The sequence below is a fragment of the Rhodococcus sp. 3258 genome (assembly GCF_031456475.1).
In the GTDB taxonomy this organism is placed as follows: Bacteria; Actinomycetota; Actinomycetes; order Mycobacteriales; family Mycobacteriaceae; genus Rhodococcoides; species Rhodococcoides fascians.
Map to the genome: position 1 here is coordinate 234,295 of NZ_JAVDUT010000003.1, position 21,592 is coordinate 255,886.

Below are 21,592 nucleotides of genomic sequence, written 5' to 3' on the forward strand. Positions count from 1 at the left end.
CAGGTGTACCGCGCGAGAAATTGGAGTGCGAACGAGTCGGCCTGTAAGCCGGATCCTGTGCATCGACCCGCTCTCGCGAGATCGAATAGACGACCATCCATCTGGGCACACCGTTGCCGGGTACCTCGAGCAGTCCACCCGCAGGCTCGGGCGAGCAGCCCTCGAGCACCTGCGCAGCTGCACCCCTTGCGCGGTGCAGCCTTCGACCTTGCTCCGGGCGGGGTTTACCTAGCCACCCCAGTCACCTGGGATGCTGGTGCGCTCTTACCGCACCGTTTCACCCTGACCTGCGCTTCGATCCCGAAGAACCGAACCGCAGGCGGTCTGTTTTCTGTGGCACTGTCCCGCGAGTCACCTCGGGTTGCCGTTAACAACCGCCCTGCTCTGTGGAGTCCGGACTTTCCTCGGCCCGAAGCGGAACGGAACCTGTCCGTCGGTACTTCGAGCCGCAGCCGTCCAGCCAACTCGTTCGCGATTGCGTACTCTACCCGCCTCACGTCGGATGCCCGGCGATTGCCCGGCCATGAAGAACAGAGGCACTCACGATGGCCGCGGCAGCGGTGACGATCACCCCCACCCAGGCGGCGGACGTGTAGGCATCCTCTCCGGGGAAGGTGGAGCCCGGACTCGTTCCGGCGGCGAGTACCAGACCACCGATCGCGCTTCCGAAAGAGAATCCGACACTGCGCACCACCTGGTTGATACTCATGACGCTCGAGGTCTCCGCGGAGGGCACCACCGGCAGCACGACGGCCGGCAGCGCGGCCGAAAAGCTTCCGACTCCGAAACCCAGAATCGCCATCACCGCACAGAGTTCAACGATGCCGGCGCGGGTACCGGCGAACAAGGCGAGAGCCACCAGAACGATCAGTGCGCTGACCGTCAGCGCGCTGCCTGCCCCCACCCGACGCAGCACTCTGGATACCAGCTTGCCGGCGAGAAATCCGAACACCGAGAACGGAACCAGGACGAGGCCCGCCGCGAACACGTCGAGGCCGAAACCGTATCCGGCACCGGAAGGCGTCTGCGCGTAGCGCGTAGCGAGGGTCAGCAGCAGATACATTCCGATGCCGCCGAGCAACATTGCGCCGTTCGCTCCGACCACAGCCCTGTGACGAAACAACCGAAGATCGACGAGCGGTGCCGAGCTTCTCAGTTCGACGCGTACCCATATGCCCGCAGCGACGACCGCGATTGCAGCCAGCACCCCCGCCGTCCAAGGGCGGCTCGTCCACAGCGCGGTCTCACTGATGAGAACGAGCACCAGGGTGAGAGGGAGCGCCAGCAGCACCGCACCCGGAACGTCGATGCGGGTCGCGCGCTTGCGCGTCGAGGCAGGAACAACTCGCAGAGCAACGGCAAACGCCATGACCGTCATCACAGCACCGAATCCGTATGCGAGCCGGAGACCGCCGTGCTCGGCCAGAAACCCCGACAAGGGATAGCCCACACCGACACCCGCAGTAGACGCGACCGACAACAAAGCGATGGTCGATCCGGACCGCTTGTCGGACAGATGATCTCGCACCACACCCATCAGCATCGAAGTCAGGGCCAGTCCCACTCCCTGGGCTGCCCGGCCGAGGAGCAGCCAGGAGAAGGACAGCGGCAGTGCGGTCAGAATGCCTCCGGCCGAGACGACGCCCAGTGTCCCGAGGATTGCTGCCCGTCGATGCGGACCCGATCCGAGGCGGCCCAGAACCGGTGTCGTGACGGCACCGGTCAACAAAGCCAACGTCAACGTCCATTGTGCACTGGAGAGGGAGACGTCGAAAGTTGTTGCGACGCTGGTGATCAGCGGGGCCCCGAGGCTACCGACAGCGGCGACGACGACTCCGACGAACAACAGAGAAGGCACGAGCATTCGTGATTCGTCGTGCTCGGAGCCGGAGATCAACGGTTCGTCTCGCTCGTGATGTGGTCGAACAATCCGGCGTGGATACGAGTGCCCACTCCGTTCGCCCAGGGTTGGTCGACGTCATGAATCTGCAGGGCCGCGCCACTGTTGAGCAGCATGCCGAACGCCAGAAACGCTTTGACGGTCACCGCATCGAGACCGGTGACCTCTACGACGGTGTTCCACATCCGGCCGAACGCCTCTCGAACGGCGTCGCGCACCTCTTCGTCGCCACACGCGGCGATCCCCTGCAGCTGCAGCAGGAGTGAGGTTCGATCCTCGAGCGTGGCGTAATAGCACTCCCCCATCGAGGCCAAGGCTTGCTGACCGGTGGCAGTACCTGCGGCCGCGCGCATTCCATCCGCCACACGGTCGAACGACGCGACCACCAGCTCGGAGAAGAGTGCCTTCTTGGTTCCGAATATTCGAAAGATGTAGGCCTGGGTGATCCCTGCTTCGCGGGCGATCCTGTCGGTCGAACCGCCGTGCAGTCCGGACGATGCGAATTCGTCTGCCGCTATCCGCAGTATTTGCTGCCGTCGTTCCGTGCCTGTCATCCGTCCTCTCTGCGCCATGCCGCCAAGTTACTGGTTACTAACTACTGACTTCAATGGTTGTTCTCGTGCGCTTCACTACAGTTCTTTCCATGAGTGAATGGGTTGTGCTGCTGCGCGGCATCAACGTCGGCGGCATCAACATCAAGATGGTCGACCTCCGCGCAGCTCTGGCCTCGGCCGGCTTCACGAATGTCCGCACGATTCTGGCGACCGGCAACGTACTGCTGCAGTCGCCGCTGGCGGCCGCCGCCCTGAAAGCACAGGTGGAGAGCACGCTCGCCGAGGCGTTCGGCTACCGAGCCTGGGTTGTCGTACTCGACGTCCCGACACTGAGGGCGATAGTGGAGTCCTACCCGTTCGACGCCGAACGGGAGGGCTGGCATCCTTATGTGGTGTTCGGTAACGACGGTAGCCATTTGACCGAATTGTCCGCTCTTGCAGTGGAACTCGACCCCGATCTCGAGAGGATTGCCGAGGGGAACAGCGTGCTCTACTGGGAGGTGCGCAAGGGCAACACCACCGACAGTAGGTTCGGAAAAGCCACGGCGAAGGCGAAGTACAAGGCCACGACCACCACGCGGAACGTCCGCACTCTCGTGAAGATTCTCGCGTGACCGTTCTCGCTGCGGCATTGGTCGCCGCCGTTCTCGTCTTCGCCATCGTTCGCCCGCGCGGTCTTCCGGAGATCGTTGCTGCACTTCCAGCGGCCGCAGTTGTTCTTCTCGTCGGCCTCGTCAGCCTCGACGCCGCCCGTGAGCAGGTACTCGAACTCGCACCCACCGTCGTCTTTCTGGCGTTCATCCTGATCCTGGCGCATCTGTCGGATGCCCTCGGTGTGTTCACCTGGATCGCGGCGAAGCTACGCCGCGGATCCAAGGGCAGCCCCCGCAGACTGCTGACCCTCGTGTTCGCCGCTGCCGCGGCCACCACAGCCGTACTGAGCCTCGACGCGACCGTTGTTCTGCTGACACCGGCCATCATCGGTGCCGCTCGGATCCTGGGGATGTCGCCGCGTCCACACAGTTACGCCACTGCGCACCTGTCCAATTCGGCGTCGACCTTGCTGCCGGTGTCGAATCTGACCAACCTGCTGGCCTTCGCTGCGACGGGCCTGACCTTCCTTCACTTCACCGCACTGATGGCGCTACCGTGGATTTTCGCGGTCGCCATCGAACTGGCGGTGTTCCTGATCTTCTTCCGCAAGGATCTGACCCGCACTGCGACACCGACGGACTCCGCGACCGAACACAGCACTGACGACGTCCCAGCACCGCGAAGCACACTCGTCATCCTCGGCGCGACATTGATCGGCTTCGCCGTGGCAGGACTGTTCGATATCGAACCGTTCTGGGTGGCTGCCGTGGGGTCGATTGCGCTCGCGATCCCGGCACTTCGAGCTCGCCACACCACGCCTCGCGCGATTCTGCGCGGTGCCGATCTGCCGTTCTGTGGCTTCGTCTTCCTTCTCGGCATCGTCGTTCTCGGCGTGACGACGGGCCCGATCGGCGACTGGCTGGCGCGAATTCTGCCGTCGGACACCACCTTCGCGTCCCTGTTGGCCGCAGCTGCCATTGCGGCGGTGGCGTCGAACATCGTCAACAACCTGCCCGCAACATTGCTGCTGCTGGCGGCCTTCGGCGCGGACGCTCCCCCGGCGCTGCTGTTGGCCATGGTGATCGGCGTGAACCTCGGTCCTAACCTGACCTACGTCGGTTCACTGGCGATCATGTTGTGGCGACGCGTCGCATCGGCCAACGACGAGCCGGCGGATCTGAAAACGTTCACCGTGCTCGGTGTCATCACGACCCCGTTGACCATCGTCGGAGCAGTGGCGGGCCTATGGCTGGCGCTGCAGATCTGAGACCCGCACCTCCGCAGGATCAGGTCAGGTGAGACGTGTCGTTGACCAATTTCACCGATGCCCCGCCGTCGGGGTAGAACTCGGCGATGCTCAGCGACGCGAGGTCCAGGTGCATTCGGTAGAGCAGTGACGGTCCGACGTCCAGTGCCAGTTGCAGCAGTGTCTTGATCGGCGTCACGTGTGTCACGACGACGATCGTCTTACCCGCATACTCTTTGATCAATCGATCACGGGCCGATTCGATTCGAGTGCGCACTGCGTCGAAACTCTCGCCGTTGGGCGGGGTCACCGAGGTATCGCCCAGCCAGGCCCGATGTTGTTCGGGATAGCGGTCTTTCGCCTCCGCGAAGGTCAGACCTTCCCAGTCGCCGAAGTCCGTTTCGGTCAGATCGTCGACGGTGGTCACGTCGAGTCCGAGTGCACCTGCCGCGGCGTCGGCAGTCTGTCGGGCGCGGCCGAGGGGGGACGAGACGATCGCTGCGATGTCGTCGTGTCCGCCGAGCCTTGCCGCTGCAGCGGTGGCCTGTCGAACTCCCAGCTCGGTCAGTTCCGGATTTCCGCGGCCGGAGTATCGCCGGTCGACCGACAGCGCGGTCTGGCCGTGGCGCAACAACAACATTCGGGTGGGGTCGCCCACTGCACCGGTCCACCCGGGGGCCGCCGCGGGTTGCTTCGCGGCCGGTTCGGAATCGGGCAGATCAGGGAGGTCGATCCCCTTGGCCGCGGCATCCATCGCCTCGTTCGCCAGACCGTCGGCGTGTGAGTTCTGCTCCCGCGGAATCCATTGGAAGGTGACGTGATCGAACGTCCGAGCAAGCTCCGCCGCTCGGCGATTGAGCGGAATCATGTCGGGATGCTTGACCTTCCAGCGTCCCGACATCTGTTCGACGACGAGTTTGGAGTCCATCCGAACGTCGACCTCACGGGCACCGACGTCCGCGGCCGCCGTCAACGCAGCGATGAGGCCTCTGTACTCGGCCACGTTGTTCGTTGCGATTCCCAGCGCCTCCCGGCGTTCGGCCAACACCTCGCTGCGATCTGCTGTGAACACCACGGCTCCGTATCCGGCGGGACCCGGGTTGCCGCGGGAGCCGCCGTCGGCTTCGACGACGACCCGTTGCGCGGCACTCAAATTCCGGACTCCTTGGTGCGCACCAGGATTGCGTTGCATTCCGAGCAACGAACCAGAGCGTCGGCAGGTTTGTTGGCGATGCTCGCAATTTCGTTGCGGTCGAGCTCGATTCGGCATGCGCCGCATCGGCGGGCCTGCAGCAATGCTGCGCCTCGACCGGTCAGTGCGCGTTGCTTCTCGTACAGCGCCAGCAGATCGGCCGGCATACCCGAGATCAATGCCTCGCGACGCTCGGCGCTCCGCTTCTCGGCGACGTCCAGATCTGCGACAGCGTCGTCGCGGCGACGACCGGCGTCGACCATTTCGTCCTCGATCTGCGTCAACTGCGCTCCGGCGTGTTCGTAATCGCGCTCGCTGGCCTCGCGCTGTTCCATGACTTCGAGCAGTTCTTCCTCGAGGATGCTCTGCCGCCGTTCGAGACTGCCGAGCTCGTGCTGCAGCTCGGTCATCTGCTTGGGCGCAATCGTGCCGCTCTCGAGCATCTTCTTGTCGCGCGCCTCACGCTGGCGAACGGCATCGACTTCGCCCTCGAGCTTGCGGATGTCGCGATCGAGGTCGTCCATCGAGATCTGCACCGTGACGGCAGCATCCTTGCGGGTGATGCGCTCGGCCTCGAGTTTGTCGACCTCCTGCTGCTCGGGGAGGGTCTTTCGGCGATGGGCGATCTGCGAGAGTTCGGTATCCACACCGGCCAATTCGAGTAGCGAGGCCTGGACTTTGGGATCGACGTTCACGCTTGATGACTCCTGCGACTATGGAAGTTGATTCCGATTACCCTACCGGCTGCGCAGAACGTACCGAGCCGGATCCGTCCAGTCCCCCGGTCGCGGGGTTCGTCGGTCACAGCGTCCACGGGTCGGTACGGACATCGCTGACCCTGCTGCTCCAGCCGTCCGTGTCGCCGAATTCGGCGTCCACGATGCTCCTCGCCTGAGCACACCACGGGAACTCCGAGGCCCAGTGGGCCGTGTCGATCACCGCGGGCCCACCCGCCCTCAGGTGCTCGTCGACGGGATGATGCCTGAGATCGGACGTGACATAAACGTCGGCGTCGGTCCGCGCGACGGTTGCGAGGAACGAGTCCCCTGCTCCCCCGCACAGGGCGACGATCGACACCGTCGCGTCCGGATCACCCGCTGCTCGCACTCCCCAGCTGGTGGCCGGCAGAGCGTCTCGGACGACATCGGTGAACTCGGCGAGGGTCATCGGATCAGGCAAGCGTCCGATCCGCCCCAGACCGGTGCACGACGGTAGGGCCGCGGACTCGAAGACATCGAACGCGGGCTCCTCGTACGGATGCGCACGTCTGAGCGCGGACTGCATCCGCGCGCGGTCGGCCCGAGATGCCACCACCTCGATTCGGTCCTCGGTCACGGTGTGGACTTCGCCGACGACACCGAGCGTCGGATGAGCACCGGGCTGCGGCCGGAATTGGCCCAGCCCCTCGGTGTGCCAACTCGCTTCGCTGTAGTCGCCGATCTCACCGGCTCCGGCGTCGAACAGCGCCTGGCGCACCGCCGCAGTGTCGGCGGACGGCACGAATACGACCCATTTGTCGTGCGCCGGAGCAGGAATGGGATCGAGTGGCCTGGTGTCGATCACACCGAGGGCCGACGCGAGTGCGTCGGAGACACCGGGATCGGCCGAGTCGGCGTTGGTATGGGCGGTGAACAGCGCGCAGTCGGCCTTGATCAGGCGGTGGATCACCGAGCCTTTGGCGGTGTCGGCCGCAACCGAATCGACTCCTTTGAGCAGCAGAGGGTGATGGGCGACGATGAGGTCGGCACCCCAGGAGATGGCCTCGTCCACGACGGCCGGGGTGACGTCGACGGCGTAGAGCACTTGTCGCACTTCGGATTCCGGATCTCCGCATACCAATCCCACCGAGTCCCAGCTCTCGGCCAATCGAGGCGGGTATGCCTTGTCGAGAACCTCGATGACGTTCGCCAGAGTCACTGCCATGTCGATTGCTCTCCTCACAGAACGGTGTTCAACGCATGCACCAGTATGTCGACGTGTGCCGAGTCCCGTACGGCGACGCGTAGGTAGTTGCGATCCAGTCCGGGAAACGTGTCGCCGCGCCGAACCGCAATTCCCTTCGTGCGCAGGCGTTCTCGGATCCCGTCGGCGCCGTCGACCCGCGCCAGAAGAAACGGCGCTCGCGCCGGTCCGGCAATGTCGAGACCGAGTGCGGTCAGTCTCGCGATCATGGCGTCACGTTCGGCGTCGATACGCAGCGCTTCGGCTCGGGCCTGCTCGACCGCGAACGGCTCGGTACAGGCGCGGATTGCTTCGAGCTGCAGAGTGCCCAGGGGCCAGTGCGCACGGCCCCGCTGCATTCGTTCGAGTACGTCGGGATGGGCCAGAGCGTAGCCGCACCGCAACCCCGCCAATGCCCACGTCTTCGTCAGGCTTCGGAGTACCAGCACGTCCGCGACGCTGTCCGAGGAGACCGACTCTCCTGCTCCCGTCACTGCGTCGGCGAATGCTTCGTCGACCACGACCGTGCGGCCGGGCCTACGCAGACCGAGTACTACTTCTCGGGGATGCAGCACCGACGTCGGATTGGTGGGATTGCCGACGATCACCATGTCGGCGGCCTCGGGCACCAGGCCCCGATCGAGCAGAAACGGCGGCTGGAGTAACACCCGATGCACGGGAATGCCGGCCTGCTCGAGCACCCAGTCGGGCTCGGTGAACGACGGGTGCACGGTTGCCACGAGGGCCGGCTCGAGCCGCGGCAGCATCGCGAATCCTTCGGCTCCGCCACCGAGCAGCAGTACCTCGTCCGGCGAGCGTCCGTGGTGTGCGGCGACCTGCTCCCGAGCCGCCCGCTCGGCTGCCCCCGATGGATACGAACCGAGCGAGTTCAGGGCTGCAGCGAGCCGATCACGAAGCCACGGGGGCGGGCCATCACCGCGCACGTTGACGGCGAAGTCGACGAGGCCCGAGCCGACCTCGAGATCTCCGTGATGACGGAGAAATGCATCGGGGCCGGACGCTGTATCGGACATCGCGACGAGCCTAGCCGTCACGTGCACCGATAGGCTCAGGCCATGTCTGCCGCTCTGCCCGCATCCGTTGTCCTGTTCGATCTCGACGGAACGTTGACCGATTCCGCACCGGGAATTCACGCAGGATTTCGCCACGCGCTGGCCTCGGTCGGCGCTCCCGAACCGACCGAACAGCAACTCTCTCTCGTCGTCGGTCCACCGCTGATCGACACGCTGCGCTCGATGGGCCTGGACGAGGAGGCAGCTCAGCGCGCGCTCGCCGCCTACTTCGACCGCTACGACGAGCGGGGTTGGGCCGAGAACACCGCGTTCGACGGCATCGAGACGGTGCTGACGCGATTGCGGGATCGCGGTGTTCGGCTGGGCGTGGCGACGTCCAAGTCGGAGCGCTTCGCCGTCCGAATTCTCGACCACTTCGGCTTGTCGCGGTACTTCGACTTCATCGGCGGTGCCAGCAACGACGGGTCGCGGCGAGCGAAGTCCGACGTCATCGCGCACTCGCTGACCAATCTCGGCATCGATCCCGTCGAATCCTCGGACGGCGGCACCGCAGGGGTGATCATGATCGGCGACCGCGATCACGATGTGCACGGCGCGGCCCGGTTCGGAATTCCGGCGGTCTACGTGGAATGGGGCTACGGCATCGACGGTGAGAGCGACGACGCCGCGTTCACCGCGTCGGACATGGACGAACTGGCCGCCGTGCTCGAGCAGAACACGGAGGCGTCGCGGTGAGCGAGCCACTGCATGTGACGTTCGTGTGCACCGGAAACATCTGTCGATCACCGATGGCCGAGAAGGTGTTCTCCGCCCACCTGACCGAGGCGGGCCTAAGTGATGCAGTCCGCGTATCGAGCGCGGGAATCGACGGGTGGCATGTCGGCGACGGCGCAGACCCGCGGACGGTCGCGGAACTCGATGCGCACGGCTACGAGAGCGAGCACGAAGCGAACCAGGTGGGACCGGACCACCTCGCCGCCGATCTGATCGTTGCTCTCGACACCGGCCACGCTCGATCTCTACTGCAGTTGGGTGCACCGGCCGATCGGGTGCAGCTGCTGCGTTCGTTCGATCCCGACGCCGACGATGCGTCGGTCGCAGATCCCTACTACTCGTCGGATTCTGCGTTCACCGAGGTGCGAGAACAGATCGAGGACGCCGTGCCCGGCTTGATCGATTGGGCGCGGTCTCGGCTGACCGCCTGACCCGGCTACCGTGGTGGGGTGGAGAAGTTACGGTTCTTGCTACGTCCGAAGTGGTTGGTGCTGGCTGCCGTCGCGCTGGCGTTCGCATTCTTGTGCTTCAGCGTGCTCGCTCCGTGGCAGCTGGGCAAGAACACCTCGACTTCTGCACGCAACGACTTGATCACCCGATCGGTCGGGGCAGATCCGGTGCCGATCACCGACGTTCTCACCGGGAACGGATTCGCGGCCGACGACGAATGGCGGCGGGTGATCGCGCAGGGCAGTTACGTGGAGAATTCCGACGCCCTGGTGCGGCTGCGCAGCATTCGTGAGCAGCCCGCGTACGAGGTCATCACTCCGTTCGTCATCGACGATGGCCCTACTGTTCTCGTCAACCGCGGATACGTGCTCCCGGTGGAGGGAACGCGACCGCCCGAGTTCGCAGCAGCCCCAACCGGCCCGGTCACTCTCGATGCCCGCGTTCGTCAGGCCGAAGGAACATCACGTGAGCCGATCCAGGAGGACGGCCGCCTGCAGGTGTACAACATCAACCCGGAGCAGATCGGCGCAGCGGTCGGTGTCGACGCGATCGACGGGTACCTGCAGCTCGACGACGGTCAGCCCGGTGGCCTCGGCCTCATCGAGCTCCCGCAGACCGACGCGGGCCCCTATCTGTCCTACGGGCTGCAGTGGCTGGCGTTCGGCATCATGGCACCGTTGGGTCTTGCGTATTTCGTCCGCGCCGAGCTGCGGGAGCGACGCATGTCTAGAACCGAGATGGCCGACGCGATGTCCGATCAGTCCGACCCGACGTCCGACGACGATTCCGCGCCGGACGACGAAGAAGAATTCACTCTTCCGACCCGACGCGAGAAGCGGGCCAGGGCCCGCGCGGCGTCACAGGCGAGAACGCCGACGGATCCTCGCCTGGCGGATCGATACGGCAAGAACCGCTGACGCAGCCGTCGCGAACTCTTGCACCCGCGTCGACAGCACGACTGCTCGCCGAAGGTCCCGTGCCGTGGGCGCTCGCCCGTCGCCGAGTGTGGGCCTGATCTCCACGCCGTGCCGGTATTGAGTGCGCCCACCGAGTTGTAGTCCGAGCGCACCCGCCGACGCGGCTTCCGGCACCCCGGCATTGGGGCTGGGATGGCGGGATGCGTCTCGTCGCCACACCTGTAGCGCGTGGGCAGCAGAACCCTGCACCAGCGGTGCAGCGAGAACGGTCGCCGCACCCGTGACTCGTGCCGGCAACAGGTTCAGCGCGTCGTCGAGGCGTGCGGCGGCCCATCCGAACCGTAGGTATTTCGGAGACCGGTATCCCACCATTGCATCGAGTGTGTTGCTGGCTCGGTATGCCAGGATTCCCGGTACGCCGGCCAGGGCTCCCCACACCACGACACCGACTGTTGCGTCGGATGTGTTCTCGGCGATGGATTCGAGTGCCGCGCGTGCCAGCCCGTCGGAGTCGAGGAATGCCGGGTCACGTCCGCACAGTGACGGGAGCAATGCGCGTGCGCCGGGCAGGTCGTCTCGGTCGAGGTGATCGGCCATCGAGCGACCTACTACCGACAGCGATGATCCGCCCAGCGCGGCCCACGTCGCGGTAGCCACCAGAGCGGCCTCGGCCGGTGGGCCGAGACGCGACACTGCTCGCGTGGATGCGATTCCGAGTGCGGTGACGCCCCCTACCAGTACGGCGGTATGGATGACACCCGCAATCCTGTTGTCGCGGTAGAGCCGAGCCTCGACGCGAAGGGCAGCCGTTCCGAATCCTGCTACCGGATGCCAGCGCTGTGGGTCTGTGAACACTCGATCCAGGCCGTATCCGACCAGCAATCCGATCGCTCGGGGGTGTGTCCACATCGCACGAATCTATCCACCGGCCAACCGGTGTGCGGAATCGGTACGGGTCAGGCCCAGCGCCGGTTGTACGCGCCGGAGAGCTGACGGCTCCTGAAGTCGATGTCGCTTCCGTCGTTGAGCAAGGCGATGGCCATACCGACGAAACCGATTGCTGCTACCACGAACATGGTCATGATTCCCCCAAGAATCGTTGTGGGCCTGCCGCGGCGGTGCCGTGGCCGACGTATTCCTTAACAGATTGTTACCCGCCGGTAGGGCGATTCCCACTGCTTTGAGGTCGGCGTCACGTGTGTCTGTCGTCACGAGACGACGGACACATCGAACGTCCAAATTTCAACGGCCACCGACGATCTCGTGCATTTAGTGACCGCGACTATCGACCGACGGGCACCGCACGCATGTGGGGCTCCTCGGCCACGACCGATCCGATGAAGTCGTCCACCACCTTCACCCGCGCCAACCCCGTCAGCTCCCGCGGAATCACCGTCCAGTAGGTGCGTTCGACCGAGACGAGGCCCGGCAACACCGGAATCAACGTGTCGTCCGGTTCGCCGATGTAGCTGGGCAACGGCGCAATTCCCACTCCGGACCGCGCCGCGATCCACTGGCCGGTGATGTTGTTGGTCTGAATCTGCGCCCGACCGTCGGGCAGAATCGAATCCAGAATGCGCAGCGGCGCTACGTCGAGCAGCGCATCCACGTAGGAGATCAGGGTGTGCCCACGCAAACCGTCGACCGAGTCGATCGTCGGCTGCGCAGCCAGGTATCGCTCGGCGGCATAGAGCGCCAGGGTGTAGGTCGCCAATTGCCGGGCCACCACCAACCTGGGCGACGGCCGTTCCAACGTGATGGCAATGTCGAATTCCCTGGTGGCCAACGAGTTGTGCTCGGTGGCGGTGACGAGTTCGATATCCAGATCGGGGTGCTTGTCGCGAAGCGCACCCAGCTTCGGCGTAAGAACGAAAGCACCGAACCCGTCCGGAGCCGCGATACGCACCGTCCCCCGCAGCGATCCGGTATCGGATGTCTGATCCTCGAAGGCAGCGATCAGAGTGGACTCCACGGTTTCGGCGTACCCGACCAGCCTTCGCCCTGCCTCGGTCAATCGCCAACCCGTCGGGGTTCGGTCGAAAAGTCGCTGTCCTGCGGACTTTTCGAGTGCCGTGATACGCCGACCGACCGTGGTGTGGTCCACGCCGAGTGTTCGAGACGCGTCGGTCAGACGTCCCGTTCTCGACACTTCGAGGAAATAGCGAAGGTGGTCTGGGTTGAACACTCGTCCAGCCTATCCCCCTGTGCATTTCTGCACGACAATCTGCGATTTTGGCCTTTGACATGTGCATCGATTCGAATGAGACTCGAGACACACCGATGGAAGGAACGAACGTTGACCGACGTCATCTCACACTGGCTCGATGGTAAGACCTATTCCGGATCTTCCGATCGGACGTCACCGGTCACCAACCCCGCCACCGGGGAGGTCACCGGCACGCTCACGCTCGCCGATCGGAGTGACGCCCGCGCCGTCATCGATGCCGCCGCAGCTGCCTTTCCCGCGTGGCGCGACACCTCCCTGGCCAAGCGCACCTCGATCCTCTTCTTTTTTCGAGAACTGCTCAACGCCAAGAAGAACGAGCTGGCCGAGATCATCACGGCCGAGCACGGCAAGGTGCTCTCCGACGCGCTCGGCGAGATTTCCCGCGGTCAGGAAGTAGTCGAATTCGCCTGTGGCATAGCCCATCTGCTCAAGGGCAGCTACACCGAGAATGCATCCACCGGAGTGGACGTCTACTCGATTCGTCAGCCGCTGGGACCCGTCGCCATCATCTCCCCCTTCAATTTCCCTGCCATGGTGCCGATGTGGTTCTTCCCCATCGCCATCGCCGCCGGTAACACCGTCGTGCTCAAGCCGTCGGAGAAGGACCCGAGTGCCAGCATCTGGCTCGCGCGGCTCTGGGCCGAGGCAGGCCTGCCCGACGGCGTGTTCAACGTGCTGCAGGGAGACAAGGACGCCGTCGACGAACTGCTCGAGAACAAGAAGATCAAGTCGATCTCCTTCGTCGGATCGACGCCCATCGCCCAGTACGTCTACTCCACCGGTACCGCCAACGGCAAGCGCGTCCAGGCCCTAGGCGGTGCCAAGAACCATGCCGTCGTCCTCCCCGATGCAGATCTCGACCTGGCCGCGGACGCCATGGTCAACGCCGGCTTCGGCTCGGCGGGTGAGCGATGCATGGCCATCTCCGCTCTCGTGGCCGTCGGGAAGATCGCCGACGAGCTCGTCGCCAAGATCGCCGAACGCACCACACCACTGGTCACCGGCGACGGCACCCGCGGCGCCGACATGGGCCCGCTCGTCACCCGGGTACACCGCGACAAGGTCGCGTCCTATGTCGACGCAGGCGAGGCGTCCGGTGCCACGATCGTCGTCGACGGCCGCACCGTCCAACCCGACGGGGCTGCGGACGGATTCTGGCTCGGCCCCACGCTCATCGACCATGTGACACCGGACATGAGCATCTACACCGACGAGATCTTCGGTCCTGTGCTCTCGGTCGTCCGTGTCGACACCTACGACGAAGCCCTCACCCTGATCAACGACAATCCGTACGGCAACGGCACGGCGATCTTCACCAACGACGGCGGGGCGGCGCGGCGTTTCCAGAACGAGGTCGAGGTCGGCATGGTCGGTGTCAATGTGCCGATCCCCGTTCCCATGGCGTACTACAGTTTCGGCGGCTGGAAGAGCAGTTTGTTCGGCGACAGCCACGCTCATGGCACCGAAGGAGTGCACTTCTTCACCCGCGGTAAAGCCGTCACCAGTCGCTGGCTCGATCCCAGCCACGGCGGTATCGATCTCGGCTTTCCTGCAAACAACTGAGTTCTACAAAGCCCATGTGCGTGGAAACTCGTAGCCCACTACGAAGTTCCACGCACATGGAGATACCGCGAAGGAGCACTCCATGGTTGCCAATATCTCTTTTCCACGTTTTCTGAAACTCGGCGGGGGTGCTGTCGAGGAGCTGGGTACGGTACTGACCGACCTGGCCGTATCTCGTCCCCTACTCGTCACCGATGCGTTCATGGCAGGCAACGGTTCGGCCGATCGACTGATGACGATCATGACCGAGGCCGGTAAGTCGCCTGCTCTGTTCTCGGGCACCGTGCCCGACCCGACGACGGATTCGCTGATCGCCGGTCTCGAAGCGGTGCAGCAGCATTCGGCCGATTCGATCATCGGGTTCGGCGGCGGCAGTCCGATGGACACGGCCAAGGCGTTGGCCATTCTCGCTGTTCAGGGCGGGACTATGCGGGACTTCAAGGCCCCGGTGCTCTCCACCGGTCCGGCGCTTCCGATCATCGCCATTCCGACGACCGCGGGAAGTGGTTCGGAGGCAACGCAGTTCACCATCATCACCGACGTGGCCTCGGACGAGAAGATGCTGTGCCCCGGCCTGTCCTTTCTGCCGATCGCGTCGATCATCGACTTCGAGCTGACGATGTCGATGCCGGCACGTCTGACCGCCGATACCGGCGTCGACGCTCTGACACACGCCATCGAGGCGTACGTCAGCAAGAAGGCCAACCCCATCTCCGACGGATTGGCGCTCAGCGCTATTCGCACCATCGGAACGTCGCTGCTGCGGGCGTATCGAGACGGAGACGACCGGCAGGCGCGCGAAGCGATGATGCATGCGTCCACCCAGGCGGGAATGGCGTTCTCCAACGCCAGCGTCTGTCTGGTCCACGGGATGAGTCGACCGATCGGCGCGCATTTCCATGTCGCGCATGGGCTGTCCAACGCGATGCTGTTGCCTGCCGTGACAGCCTTCTCCATCGGCGGAGCCCAGTCCCGCTACGCCGACTGCGCCCGCGCCCTCGGTGCGGCATCGGAAGCCGATTCGGACGCGGTTGCCGGAGGCAAGTTGCAGGACGCCATCGTCACGCTGTGCCGTGAGGTCGAAGTTCCCACTCCGCAGACGTTCGGCATCGACAAGTCGACGTGGGACGACATGTTGCCGCTGATGGCCGAGCAGGCTCTCGCGTCCGGCAGCCCCGGTAACAATCCGGTCGTTCCGACGGCGGAGCAGATCGTCGATCTGTACCGCCAGGTGTATGCCGGGATCTAGGCCGAGTCACCGGACACGCGGGCGGCAACCTTGTCGCGCCGCGTGTTTCGGCGTTGAACGATGATTCCGCCGATCACCGTCACTGCCGCCAGCACGGCCGAGAGCAGGATGGACGATCGCTGCTCGGGTCGCACGACCATCATGACGAGGACGAAGACGATGAATCCGATGGCCAAATAGGTGAGCCACGGGTAGAGCCACATCAGAACGGCCGGGCGTTCGCCGTCGCGATCGAGTTGGCGACGCAGCACGAGTTGACTGCTGGCGATAGCCAGGTAGACGAACAGAGCTACGGCACCGGTGGTCGCGAGCAGGTAGGTGAAGAGTTTCTCAGGAAGAATGTAGTTTCCGACGACGGCGAGGAAGCCGAGCACCATCGAGGCGATGACGGCAACCCACGGCACTCCGTTGGCGGTGATCTTCTTGACTGAGCGCGGCGCATCGCCGCGATCACCGAGCGAGTAGAGCATGCGCGACGCGGTGTAGAGCGCCGAATTCAGGCACGACGCCACGGCGGTCAGAATGACGATGTCCATGATGGTCTCCGCGTGGGGAATTCCCATCTTGGACAACACATACTGGTAGGAGCCGGTTGCCGGGTCCAACTCGTTCCAGGGTACGAGCGCGACGATGACGAAGATCGATCCGAAGTAGAAGATCGAGATACGCCAGATCACCGAATTGGTCGCGCGGGTGATGCCCTTTGCAGGATCCTTGGATTCGGCTGCAGCGATGGTGACGATCTCGGATCCCATGAAGGAGAACATCGTCGTCAGCATGGCTGCGATCACCGCGCCGAAGCCGAGCGGCATGAAGCCGCCCGAGGCCCACAGTTGGTCCACGCCACTGACTTCGGAGTTCGGCAGCCAGCCCAGGATGGCCGCGATGCCGAGACCGATGAACGCGACGATGGCCACGACCTTCACCAACGCGAACCAGAACTCGAACTCGCCGTAATTGCCGACGCTGATCAGGTTGGTCGCGGTGAGCGCAACGACGATGATCAGGGCCCACATCCATTGGGCACCGCCCAGCCAGTTGGTGAGGATGGCGGCAGCGGCGGTCGCCTCGACGGGGATCACCAATACCCAGAACCACCAGTACAGCCAACCGACGGAGAAGCCGGCCCAATGTCCCAGTGCCCGGGTCGCATACGTCGAGAACGAACCGGTGTCGGGGTTGGCGGTGGCCATTTCCCCGAGCATGCGCATCACCAGGATGACGAGGAGTCCGGCGAAGAAGTAGGCCAACAACACCGCAGGTCCTGCGGTGGCGATGGCGTTGGCGGAGCCGACGAACAGTCCGGCACCGATCACTCCGGCTATCGAGATCATCGTCACGTGTCGCGGTTTGAGACTGGTTCCCAGTCCGTGCTCTCCGGTATCTGGCTTATCCGTAATTGCCATTTCAACAGTTCAGCACAAGGTCGGGCACTCCGCAGCAGGTGACCGAATTGTCCAGACAATCAGTAGTACAAATGGCGGGCTTACGCACGGCCCCTGCCGGGCATACTGACGACATGACTGTCGATGCTGGGCGCACCACGGACTCGATCACCATCGTCGGCGCGGGCATCGCGGGTGCCGCCTGTGCCCGAGTACTGCACGCGGCGGGCGTCCCGTTCCGCATCGTCGATCGAGGACGTGCCCCGGGCGGACGGATGTCCTCCCCCGAGCTTCACGGGCGTCGCGTCGATCTGGGTGCCGGTTACTTCACCGTCCGCGATCAGGATTTCGCGACGGTGGTGTCGGACTGGGAGTCGAGGGGCCTTGCGCGCCAGTGGGCAAACACCTTCGGCATCCTCAAGCCCGACACCGAACCGTGCACCACCACCGGGCCGGTCCGTTGGGCGACACCACACGGGCTTCGTTCTCTGGTGCGAGACTTGCTGGGAGACTTCGATATCGAGGGCTCCTCCGAGTTGACCGACCTACCCGAGGGCCACGTCGTGGTTGCGATGCCCGATCCGCAAGCCGCGCGCATCACGACAGTTCCCGATGCGGTCGAGTACGAACCGGTCATCGCGGTGGCATGTGGATTCGACGGGTTGGATGTGCCGTTCCGCGACGCGGCCTTCGTCAACGACCATCCCGATATCGCGTTCGTCGTCGACGACGGTGCCCGGCGGGGTGACGGTGCGCCCGTGCTGGTGGTTCACACGACCCCCGAGCGGGCACAGCAACACCTCGCCGATCCCGACGCAGTGATCACCCCGGTCCTCGACGCGCTACGCGAACTGTCGGTAATCTCCACGGCACCCAACTGGACGCATGCCCATCGCTGGACGTTCGCAAAGCCTGCGGCGCAACATGATTCCACCTTTGCGCTCGAACGCCGGGACGGGCGGCTCGTCGGATTCACAGGCGATCAATGGTGTGAATCCGGCGCGCCCAGGGTGGAAAGCGCATGGCGATCGGGCACAGATCTGGGTACGGAACTGGTTGGTCGGCTCTTGAGCTGACGCCGTTACACCTCAGCTGAAAAATGTCACCGTCTCACTCAACGGTGCACGGCTGGTGCGGAATCCGTTGATCGGGTGGCTCTCGTCGGAGTAGCCGAACGAGATGCCGGCGACCACCCTGCGGGTATCCGGGATATCGAACCATTCGTGGACGAACGGCGAGTACGCGGCGAGCGCGGCCTGAGCTATCGCGCCGAGCCCGAGACTCTGCGCGCCCAGCAGGAACGTCTGCAGATACAGCCCGCAGTCGACGGCACCGTAGACACCCAGGTCCGCATCGGTGGTGATGATTGCCGCGTGCGGGGCGTCGAACAGCTCGAAATTGCGAATGAACTGACGCGTCGTCGCCTCGGTGTCGGACTTGACCACGCCGATGCTCTCGTAGAGCGCACCACCACACGCACGACGACGTGCCCGGTGCAAGGCGTTGTAGTTGGCCGGAAACGGATAATCCGGTTGCGGCACACCGGATGCCACATGTTCCACCAAGGCCTCGGAGAACTTTCGCGTGGCATCGCCCTCGGTCACGATTATTTGCCACGACTGGGTGTTCGACCACGATGGAGTGCGCTGGGCGGCCGCCAACAACTGTTCGAGCACGTCCCGTGATACTTGCTTCGGCAGGAACTGCCGGCATGAGTACCGCTCGTCGAGTAAACCTGTCAACGATTCGTACCGGGTCACGTCGTCCGCCTCACATCGTGTCGTCTTCCGACCGAACGTAGCACCACCGCTGCGCCCGACGGTCCGCTGTCGGACCGTCGGGTGCGAGGCCGTTACTGAAGTGGCAGGAGGATGTCCTTCACCCGCGGGTCGGTGGCGAGGAACTCCTGGACCGCAGGGTCCTTGAATGCGGCGACGAGGTTCTTGATGTTGTCGCTGTCCGCCCACCGGCTACCGATCGTGAGCTGCCCGGCGAACTCGTCCGGTGCCGGTGGTGCGAAGATCTGCTTCTCGACGGGAATTCCAGCCGCGAGGTAGTACTCCGTATAGCCCACTGCTGCATCGAGATCCGGCAGTGCCCGCGATTGCGCGGCGAAGTCCAGCAACGTGAACTTCAGGTTCTTCGGGTTTCCGACGATGTCCTTCTGCGTGGCCGTCGACTTGTCGACCGCGGGGTCGAGGGTGATCAGACCGGCTCGCTCGAGTACCCACAGACCCTGCGCTTCGTTGGCGGGATCCGAGTAGAGCGAGACCGTTGCGCCGTCCGGCAGTTGAGCTGGGTCGGAGTACTTGTCGGACCACAATCCGAAGCCCCAACGGAACACCGGGGTTGCGGCCTCTTCCTGGAAGTCGGGGTTGGATTCGAGTACCTGCCCGAGCCACAGCTTGTGCTGGTACACCGTGGCGGCCACCTCGCCCTCACTCACCGCGCGGTTGATGGTGTTGCTGTCGGCGAGTCCGCGGAATGCAACCGTGATGCCATACTTGGGAGCTACCTGATCGGCGACGAATTCGACGAGTGCCTGCTCGGATGCGTTGCCTTCGGCAGTGGCGACGACGAGTGTTGCGCCCTCGGTTTCGTTGGCCGAGGCCGTGTCGCCGAAGAACGCGATGCGGACAACCACGGCGAGTGCGATCAGCAGCACGACGGCCCCGATGATCCAGGGCGCTTTCCGACGATTCTTCAGCTCGAAGCCGTGCGCTTCGGTGGACGTTGTCATGATGGATGAGACCTTTCGAATGTGGTTCAGGCAGTGCGCAATGCGCGCTGATGAGGTGTGGTGAAGCGAACGAGCGCATCGCCGACGAGCTGTACGACGGCGACAGTGAGAATCAGGATGACGATCGTGGCGATCATGACGGTGTGATCGAATCTTTGGTATCCGTATGTGACTGCGACATAACCGATTCCGCCCGCTCCGATGGTGCCCGCGATGGCCGAGTATTCGATCATGGCGATGACGTTGATGGTCAGGCCTCCGATGATCGACGGCACGGCCTCGGACAATTGTGTGGTGGTCACCTGCAGCGTGGAACCGCCGGACGCCCGGGCGACGTCGACCACCGACGTCGGGACCGAGCGGAGAGAGTTCTCGACGATGCGGGTGAAGAATGCGATGCCCGCCAACGACATCGGTACCACCGCGGCTGCAATACCGATGTTGGTTCCGGTGATCCAACGAGTGACCGGAACCAACGCAGCCATCAAGATCAGGAACGGCAACGACCGCCCGATGCTGACGATCCAGCTGATCGGCGCATGGAACACAGGGTTTTCGAACAGTCCGCCGGGGCCGAGGTTGAACAGCACCGCTCCGAGCGGCACACCGACGAGCACCACGATGAACATCACGATGCCGACCATGGTCAGTGTGTCGCCGAGCGCAGGCAGGAGCAGAGCAGGCAGCTCGTCGACCGGAACCTTGTTGCCTGCGGCCACGATTGCGATCACGACGCAGCCTCGAAGATCGGCTGCGCGGTCTGTGCAGATCCGGACAACCCCAGGGCTTTCAGTGCACCGGGGACGCGTCCACTCAGGTGGGCACCGATGCCGAGCGACGCACTGCCGACAGCCACTCCGGTCACTACCTGAACGGAGGCTCCCAACAGCGCAACCGGTGCGCCCAGGTCCTGGCCCAGCCGCGAGATCCAGTCCTGCGGAACGTCGGGCGAGTCGTAGGTGACGTACCAGCGCACGTCGCCGGCTGCAGCCTGTGCGTCGTCACGCCTGGGGCGCAGCTCGTTGCCGAGCGCCGACGTGTGGTCGGTCAGTAGGTCGACCAGCCGACCCGATTCGACGATGCGTCCGCGATCGAGTCTGGCCACCGAATCAGCGGCTCGCAGAACGGTATCCATTTCGTGGGTGATGAACACGATGGCGAGGTCGAGGTCCTGGCGCAGTTCTCGCAGCAACTCGACCACCGATTCGGTGGTCTGCGGATCCAAGCCGGAGGTCGCCTCGTCGGAGAGCAGCACCGACGGTCGAAGCGCCAACGCACGCGCAATTCCCACTCGTTGCCGCTGTCCGCCCGAGAGTTGAAAGGGATAGCGAGCGGCTCTGTCGGACAATCCCACTCGGTCGAGAAGCTCGCCCACTCTCCTGGCCGTCTCGGCTTTCGTCGCCCCGAGGAAGTCCAATGGCAAGGCGACGTTCTCCGCCACGGTTCGACGCGAGAGAAGACTCGAAGACTGAAACACCGTGCCGATGCGCCGCCGCGCAACCCGAAGTTGTTTGGCATTCAACGCCGTCAGGTCGTCCCCGTTGACGATCACCGAGCCCGAGGTGGGCCGGGTGAGCAGGTTGATGCACTGGGCCAGCGTGCTCTTGCCGGCACCGCTGGGGCCGACCACGGCGAGAATTTCGCCGGACCGAACCGAGAAATCCAGCCGGTCGAGTACGACGGTTGTGCTCTCCCCTGTCCCGTAGGTCTTGGTCAACTGCGCTATTTCGATCATGCTCCGACGCTCTTTTCAGTGATGTGACGGCGCAACACTGAGGTGTCGGCGGCTCGATGACCAGCTATCGACTCATCACGATCCGAACTGT

22 protein-coding genes and 1 other RNA gene are annotated in these 21,592 nt (G+C 64.2%); 8 read left to right on the forward strand and 15 right to left on the reverse strand.

From position 1 onward, the window contains the following. Nucleotides 1-28: 28 nt before the first annotated feature. The 3 genes from rnpB to J2X62_RS11955 form a co-directional block, all read right to left on the reverse strand. Nucleotides 29-468: RNase P RNA component class A (gene rnpB / locus J2X62_RS11945), an RNA gene on the reverse strand. A 25-nt stretch (nucleotides 469-493) separates the two neighbouring features. Next, nucleotides 494-1,864 carry an MFS transporter gene (locus J2X62_RS11950; RefSeq protein WP_052053219.1) on the reverse strand — a complete coding sequence of 457 codons (1,371 nt, stop codon included), beginning with the start codon at nucleotides 1,862-1,864 and terminating at the stop codon, nucleotides 494-496. Between the two features lie 29 nt (nucleotides 1,865-1,893). Beyond that, entirely contained in the window at nucleotides 1,894-2,454 is a 561-nt protein-coding gene (locus J2X62_RS11955; RefSeq protein ID WP_032391094.1) for a TetR/AcrR family transcriptional regulator, read from the reverse strand. 89 nt (nucleotides 2,455-2,543) lie between these two features. On the opposite strand from J2X62_RS11955, the gene J2X62_RS11960 reads away from it, so the two are divergent. Both J2X62_RS11960 and J2X62_RS11965 read left to right on the forward strand, forming a co-directional pair. Next, nucleotides 2,544-3,068, forward strand: coding sequence for a DUF1697 domain-containing protein (locus tag J2X62_RS11960; RefSeq protein WP_310180786.1), 525 nt, complete (start codon nucleotides 2,544-2,546; stop codon nucleotides 3,066-3,068). Beyond that, nucleotides 3,065-4,315, forward strand: coding sequence for an SLC13 family permease (locus J2X62_RS11965; RefSeq protein ID WP_032368135.1), 1,251 nt, complete (start codon nucleotides 3,065-3,067; stop codon nucleotides 4,313-4,315). Before J2X62_RS11960 ends, J2X62_RS11965 begins: the two co-directional genes overlap by 4 nt. Nucleotides 4,316-4,334: 19 nt before the next feature. Here J2X62_RS11965 and J2X62_RS11970 read toward each other — a convergent pair whose 3' ends face one another. From J2X62_RS11970 to cobC, 4 genes are all read right to left on the reverse strand, one after another. Beyond that, nucleotides 4,335-5,447, reverse strand: coding sequence for a bifunctional RNase H/acid phosphatase (locus tag J2X62_RS11970; protein ID WP_310180790.1), 1,113 nt, complete (start codon nucleotides 5,445-5,447; stop codon nucleotides 4,335-4,337). Continuing rightward, nucleotides 5,444-6,181, reverse strand: a complete 738-nt coding sequence (locus J2X62_RS11975) for a zinc ribbon domain-containing protein (RefSeq protein WP_027497425.1) — start codon at nucleotides 6,179-6,181, stop codon at nucleotides 5,444-5,446. The genes J2X62_RS11970 and J2X62_RS11975 overlap by 4 nt, the downstream gene beginning before the upstream one ends. Nucleotides 6,182-6,287: 106 nt before the next feature. After that, nucleotides 6,288-7,409 (reverse strand): Nif3-like dinuclear metal center hexameric protein, encoded by a 1,122-nt coding sequence (locus J2X62_RS11980; RefSeq protein WP_032406725.1) that lies wholly within the window; start codon nucleotides 7,407-7,409, stop codon nucleotides 6,288-6,290. Nucleotides 7,410-7,423: 14 nt separating this feature from the next. Further along, nucleotides 7,424-8,461, reverse strand: coding sequence for an Rv2231c family pyridoxal phosphate-dependent protein CobC (gene cobC, locus J2X62_RS11985; protein ID WP_032406726.1), 1,038 nt, complete (start codon nucleotides 8,459-8,461; stop codon nucleotides 7,424-7,426). Between the two features lie 42 nt (nucleotides 8,462-8,503). Here cobC and J2X62_RS11990 point away from each other — a divergent pair, with 42 nt between their 5' ends. Genes J2X62_RS11990 through J2X62_RS12000 form a run of 3 tightly spaced genes read left to right on the forward strand, consistent with a single transcriptional unit; the run spans nucleotide 8,504 to nucleotide 10,602 of the window. After that, nucleotides 8,504-9,196, forward strand: a complete 693-nt coding sequence (locus tag J2X62_RS11990) for an HAD-IA family hydrolase (RefSeq protein WP_094652557.1) — start codon at nucleotides 8,504-8,506, stop codon at nucleotides 9,194-9,196. Then, nucleotides 9,193-9,666: a low molecular weight protein-tyrosine-phosphatase gene (locus J2X62_RS11995; RefSeq protein ID WP_174557281.1), complete on the forward strand. Its 474-nt coding sequence runs from the start codon at nucleotides 9,193-9,195 to the stop codon at nucleotides 9,664-9,666. Before J2X62_RS11990 ends, J2X62_RS11995 begins: the two co-directional genes overlap by 4 nt. 18 nt (nucleotides 9,667-9,684) lie before the next feature. Continuing rightward, complete coding sequence (locus J2X62_RS12000) at nucleotides 9,685-10,602, forward strand: SURF1 family protein (RefSeq protein WP_032382786.1); 918 nt, start codon at nucleotides 9,685-9,687, stop codon at nucleotides 10,600-10,602. On the opposite strand, the gene J2X62_RS12005 is transcribed toward J2X62_RS12000, so the two are convergent. The 3 genes from J2X62_RS12005 to J2X62_RS12015 form a co-directional block, all read right to left on the reverse strand. Then, the gene (locus tag J2X62_RS12005; protein WP_283549350.1) at nucleotides 10,543-11,511 is read right to left on the reverse strand and encodes a cobalamin biosynthesis protein; all 969 of its coding nucleotides are present in this window, start codon (nucleotides 11,509-11,511) and stop codon (nucleotides 10,543-10,545) included. The two genes, J2X62_RS12000 and J2X62_RS12005, sit on opposite strands and share 60 nt — an antisense overlap. Before the next feature lie 47 nt (nucleotides 11,512-11,558). Next, nucleotides 11,559-11,684 (reverse strand): hypothetical protein, encoded by a 126-nt coding sequence (locus tag J2X62_RS12010; RefSeq protein WP_255032530.1) that lies wholly within the window; start codon nucleotides 11,682-11,684, stop codon nucleotides 11,559-11,561. A gap of 200 nt (nucleotides 11,685-11,884) precedes the next feature. Then, nucleotides 11,885-12,787, reverse strand: a complete 903-nt coding sequence (locus J2X62_RS12015) for a LysR family transcriptional regulator (RefSeq protein WP_032368142.1) — start codon at nucleotides 12,785-12,787, stop codon at nucleotides 11,885-11,887. Nucleotides 12,788-12,862: 75 nt separating this feature from the next. Between J2X62_RS12015 and J2X62_RS12020 the strand changes: the two genes are divergently transcribed. After that, on the forward strand, nucleotides 12,863-14,392 hold the full coding sequence (locus J2X62_RS12020) for a CoA-acylating methylmalonate-semialdehyde dehydrogenase (protein WP_371832727.1): 1,530 nt from the start codon (nucleotides 12,863-12,865) through the stop codon (nucleotides 14,390-14,392). 82 nt (nucleotides 14,393-14,474) lie between these two features. After that, nucleotides 14,475-15,641, forward strand: coding sequence for an iron-containing alcohol dehydrogenase (locus J2X62_RS12025; RefSeq protein ID WP_222073621.1), 1,167 nt, complete (start codon nucleotides 14,475-14,477; stop codon nucleotides 15,639-15,641). Here J2X62_RS12025 and J2X62_RS12030 read toward each other — a convergent pair. Beyond that, nucleotides 15,638-17,047 (reverse strand): amino acid permease, encoded by a 1,410-nt coding sequence (locus J2X62_RS12030; RefSeq protein WP_027497435.1) that lies wholly within the window; start codon nucleotides 17,045-17,047, stop codon nucleotides 15,638-15,640. The genes J2X62_RS12025 and J2X62_RS12030 overlap by 4 nt on opposite strands. A gap of 113 nt (nucleotides 17,048-17,160) precedes the next feature. Between J2X62_RS12030 and J2X62_RS12035 the strand changes: the two genes are divergently transcribed. Beyond that, complete coding sequence (locus J2X62_RS12035) at nucleotides 17,161-18,102, forward strand: NAD(P)-binding protein (protein ID WP_310180807.1); 942 nt, start codon at nucleotides 17,161-17,163, stop codon at nucleotides 18,100-18,102. A 12-nt stretch (nucleotides 18,103-18,114) separates the two neighbouring features. Here J2X62_RS12035 and J2X62_RS12040 read toward each other — a convergent pair whose 3' ends face one another. From J2X62_RS12040 to J2X62_RS12055, 4 genes are all read right to left on the reverse strand, one after another. Next, entirely contained in the window at nucleotides 18,115-18,786 is a 672-nt protein-coding gene (locus J2X62_RS12040; protein WP_032390982.1) for a nitroreductase, read from the reverse strand. 92 nt (nucleotides 18,787-18,878) lie between these two features. After that, nucleotides 18,879-19,766, reverse strand: a complete 888-nt coding sequence (locus J2X62_RS12045) for a MetQ/NlpA family ABC transporter substrate-binding protein (protein ID WP_167327884.1) — start codon at nucleotides 19,764-19,766, stop codon at nucleotides 18,879-18,881. A 26-nt stretch (nucleotides 19,767-19,792) separates the two neighbouring features. Beyond that, entirely contained in the window at nucleotides 19,793-20,410 is a 618-nt protein-coding gene (locus J2X62_RS12050; protein WP_080733341.1) for a methionine ABC transporter permease, read from the reverse strand. An 83-nt stretch (nucleotides 20,411-20,493) separates the two neighbouring features. Then, nucleotides 20,494-21,501 (reverse strand): ATP-binding cassette domain-containing protein, encoded by a 1,008-nt coding sequence (locus J2X62_RS12055; RefSeq protein ID WP_310180812.1) that lies wholly within the window; start codon nucleotides 21,499-21,501, stop codon nucleotides 20,494-20,496. Nucleotides 21,502-21,592: the final 91 nt, after the last annotated feature.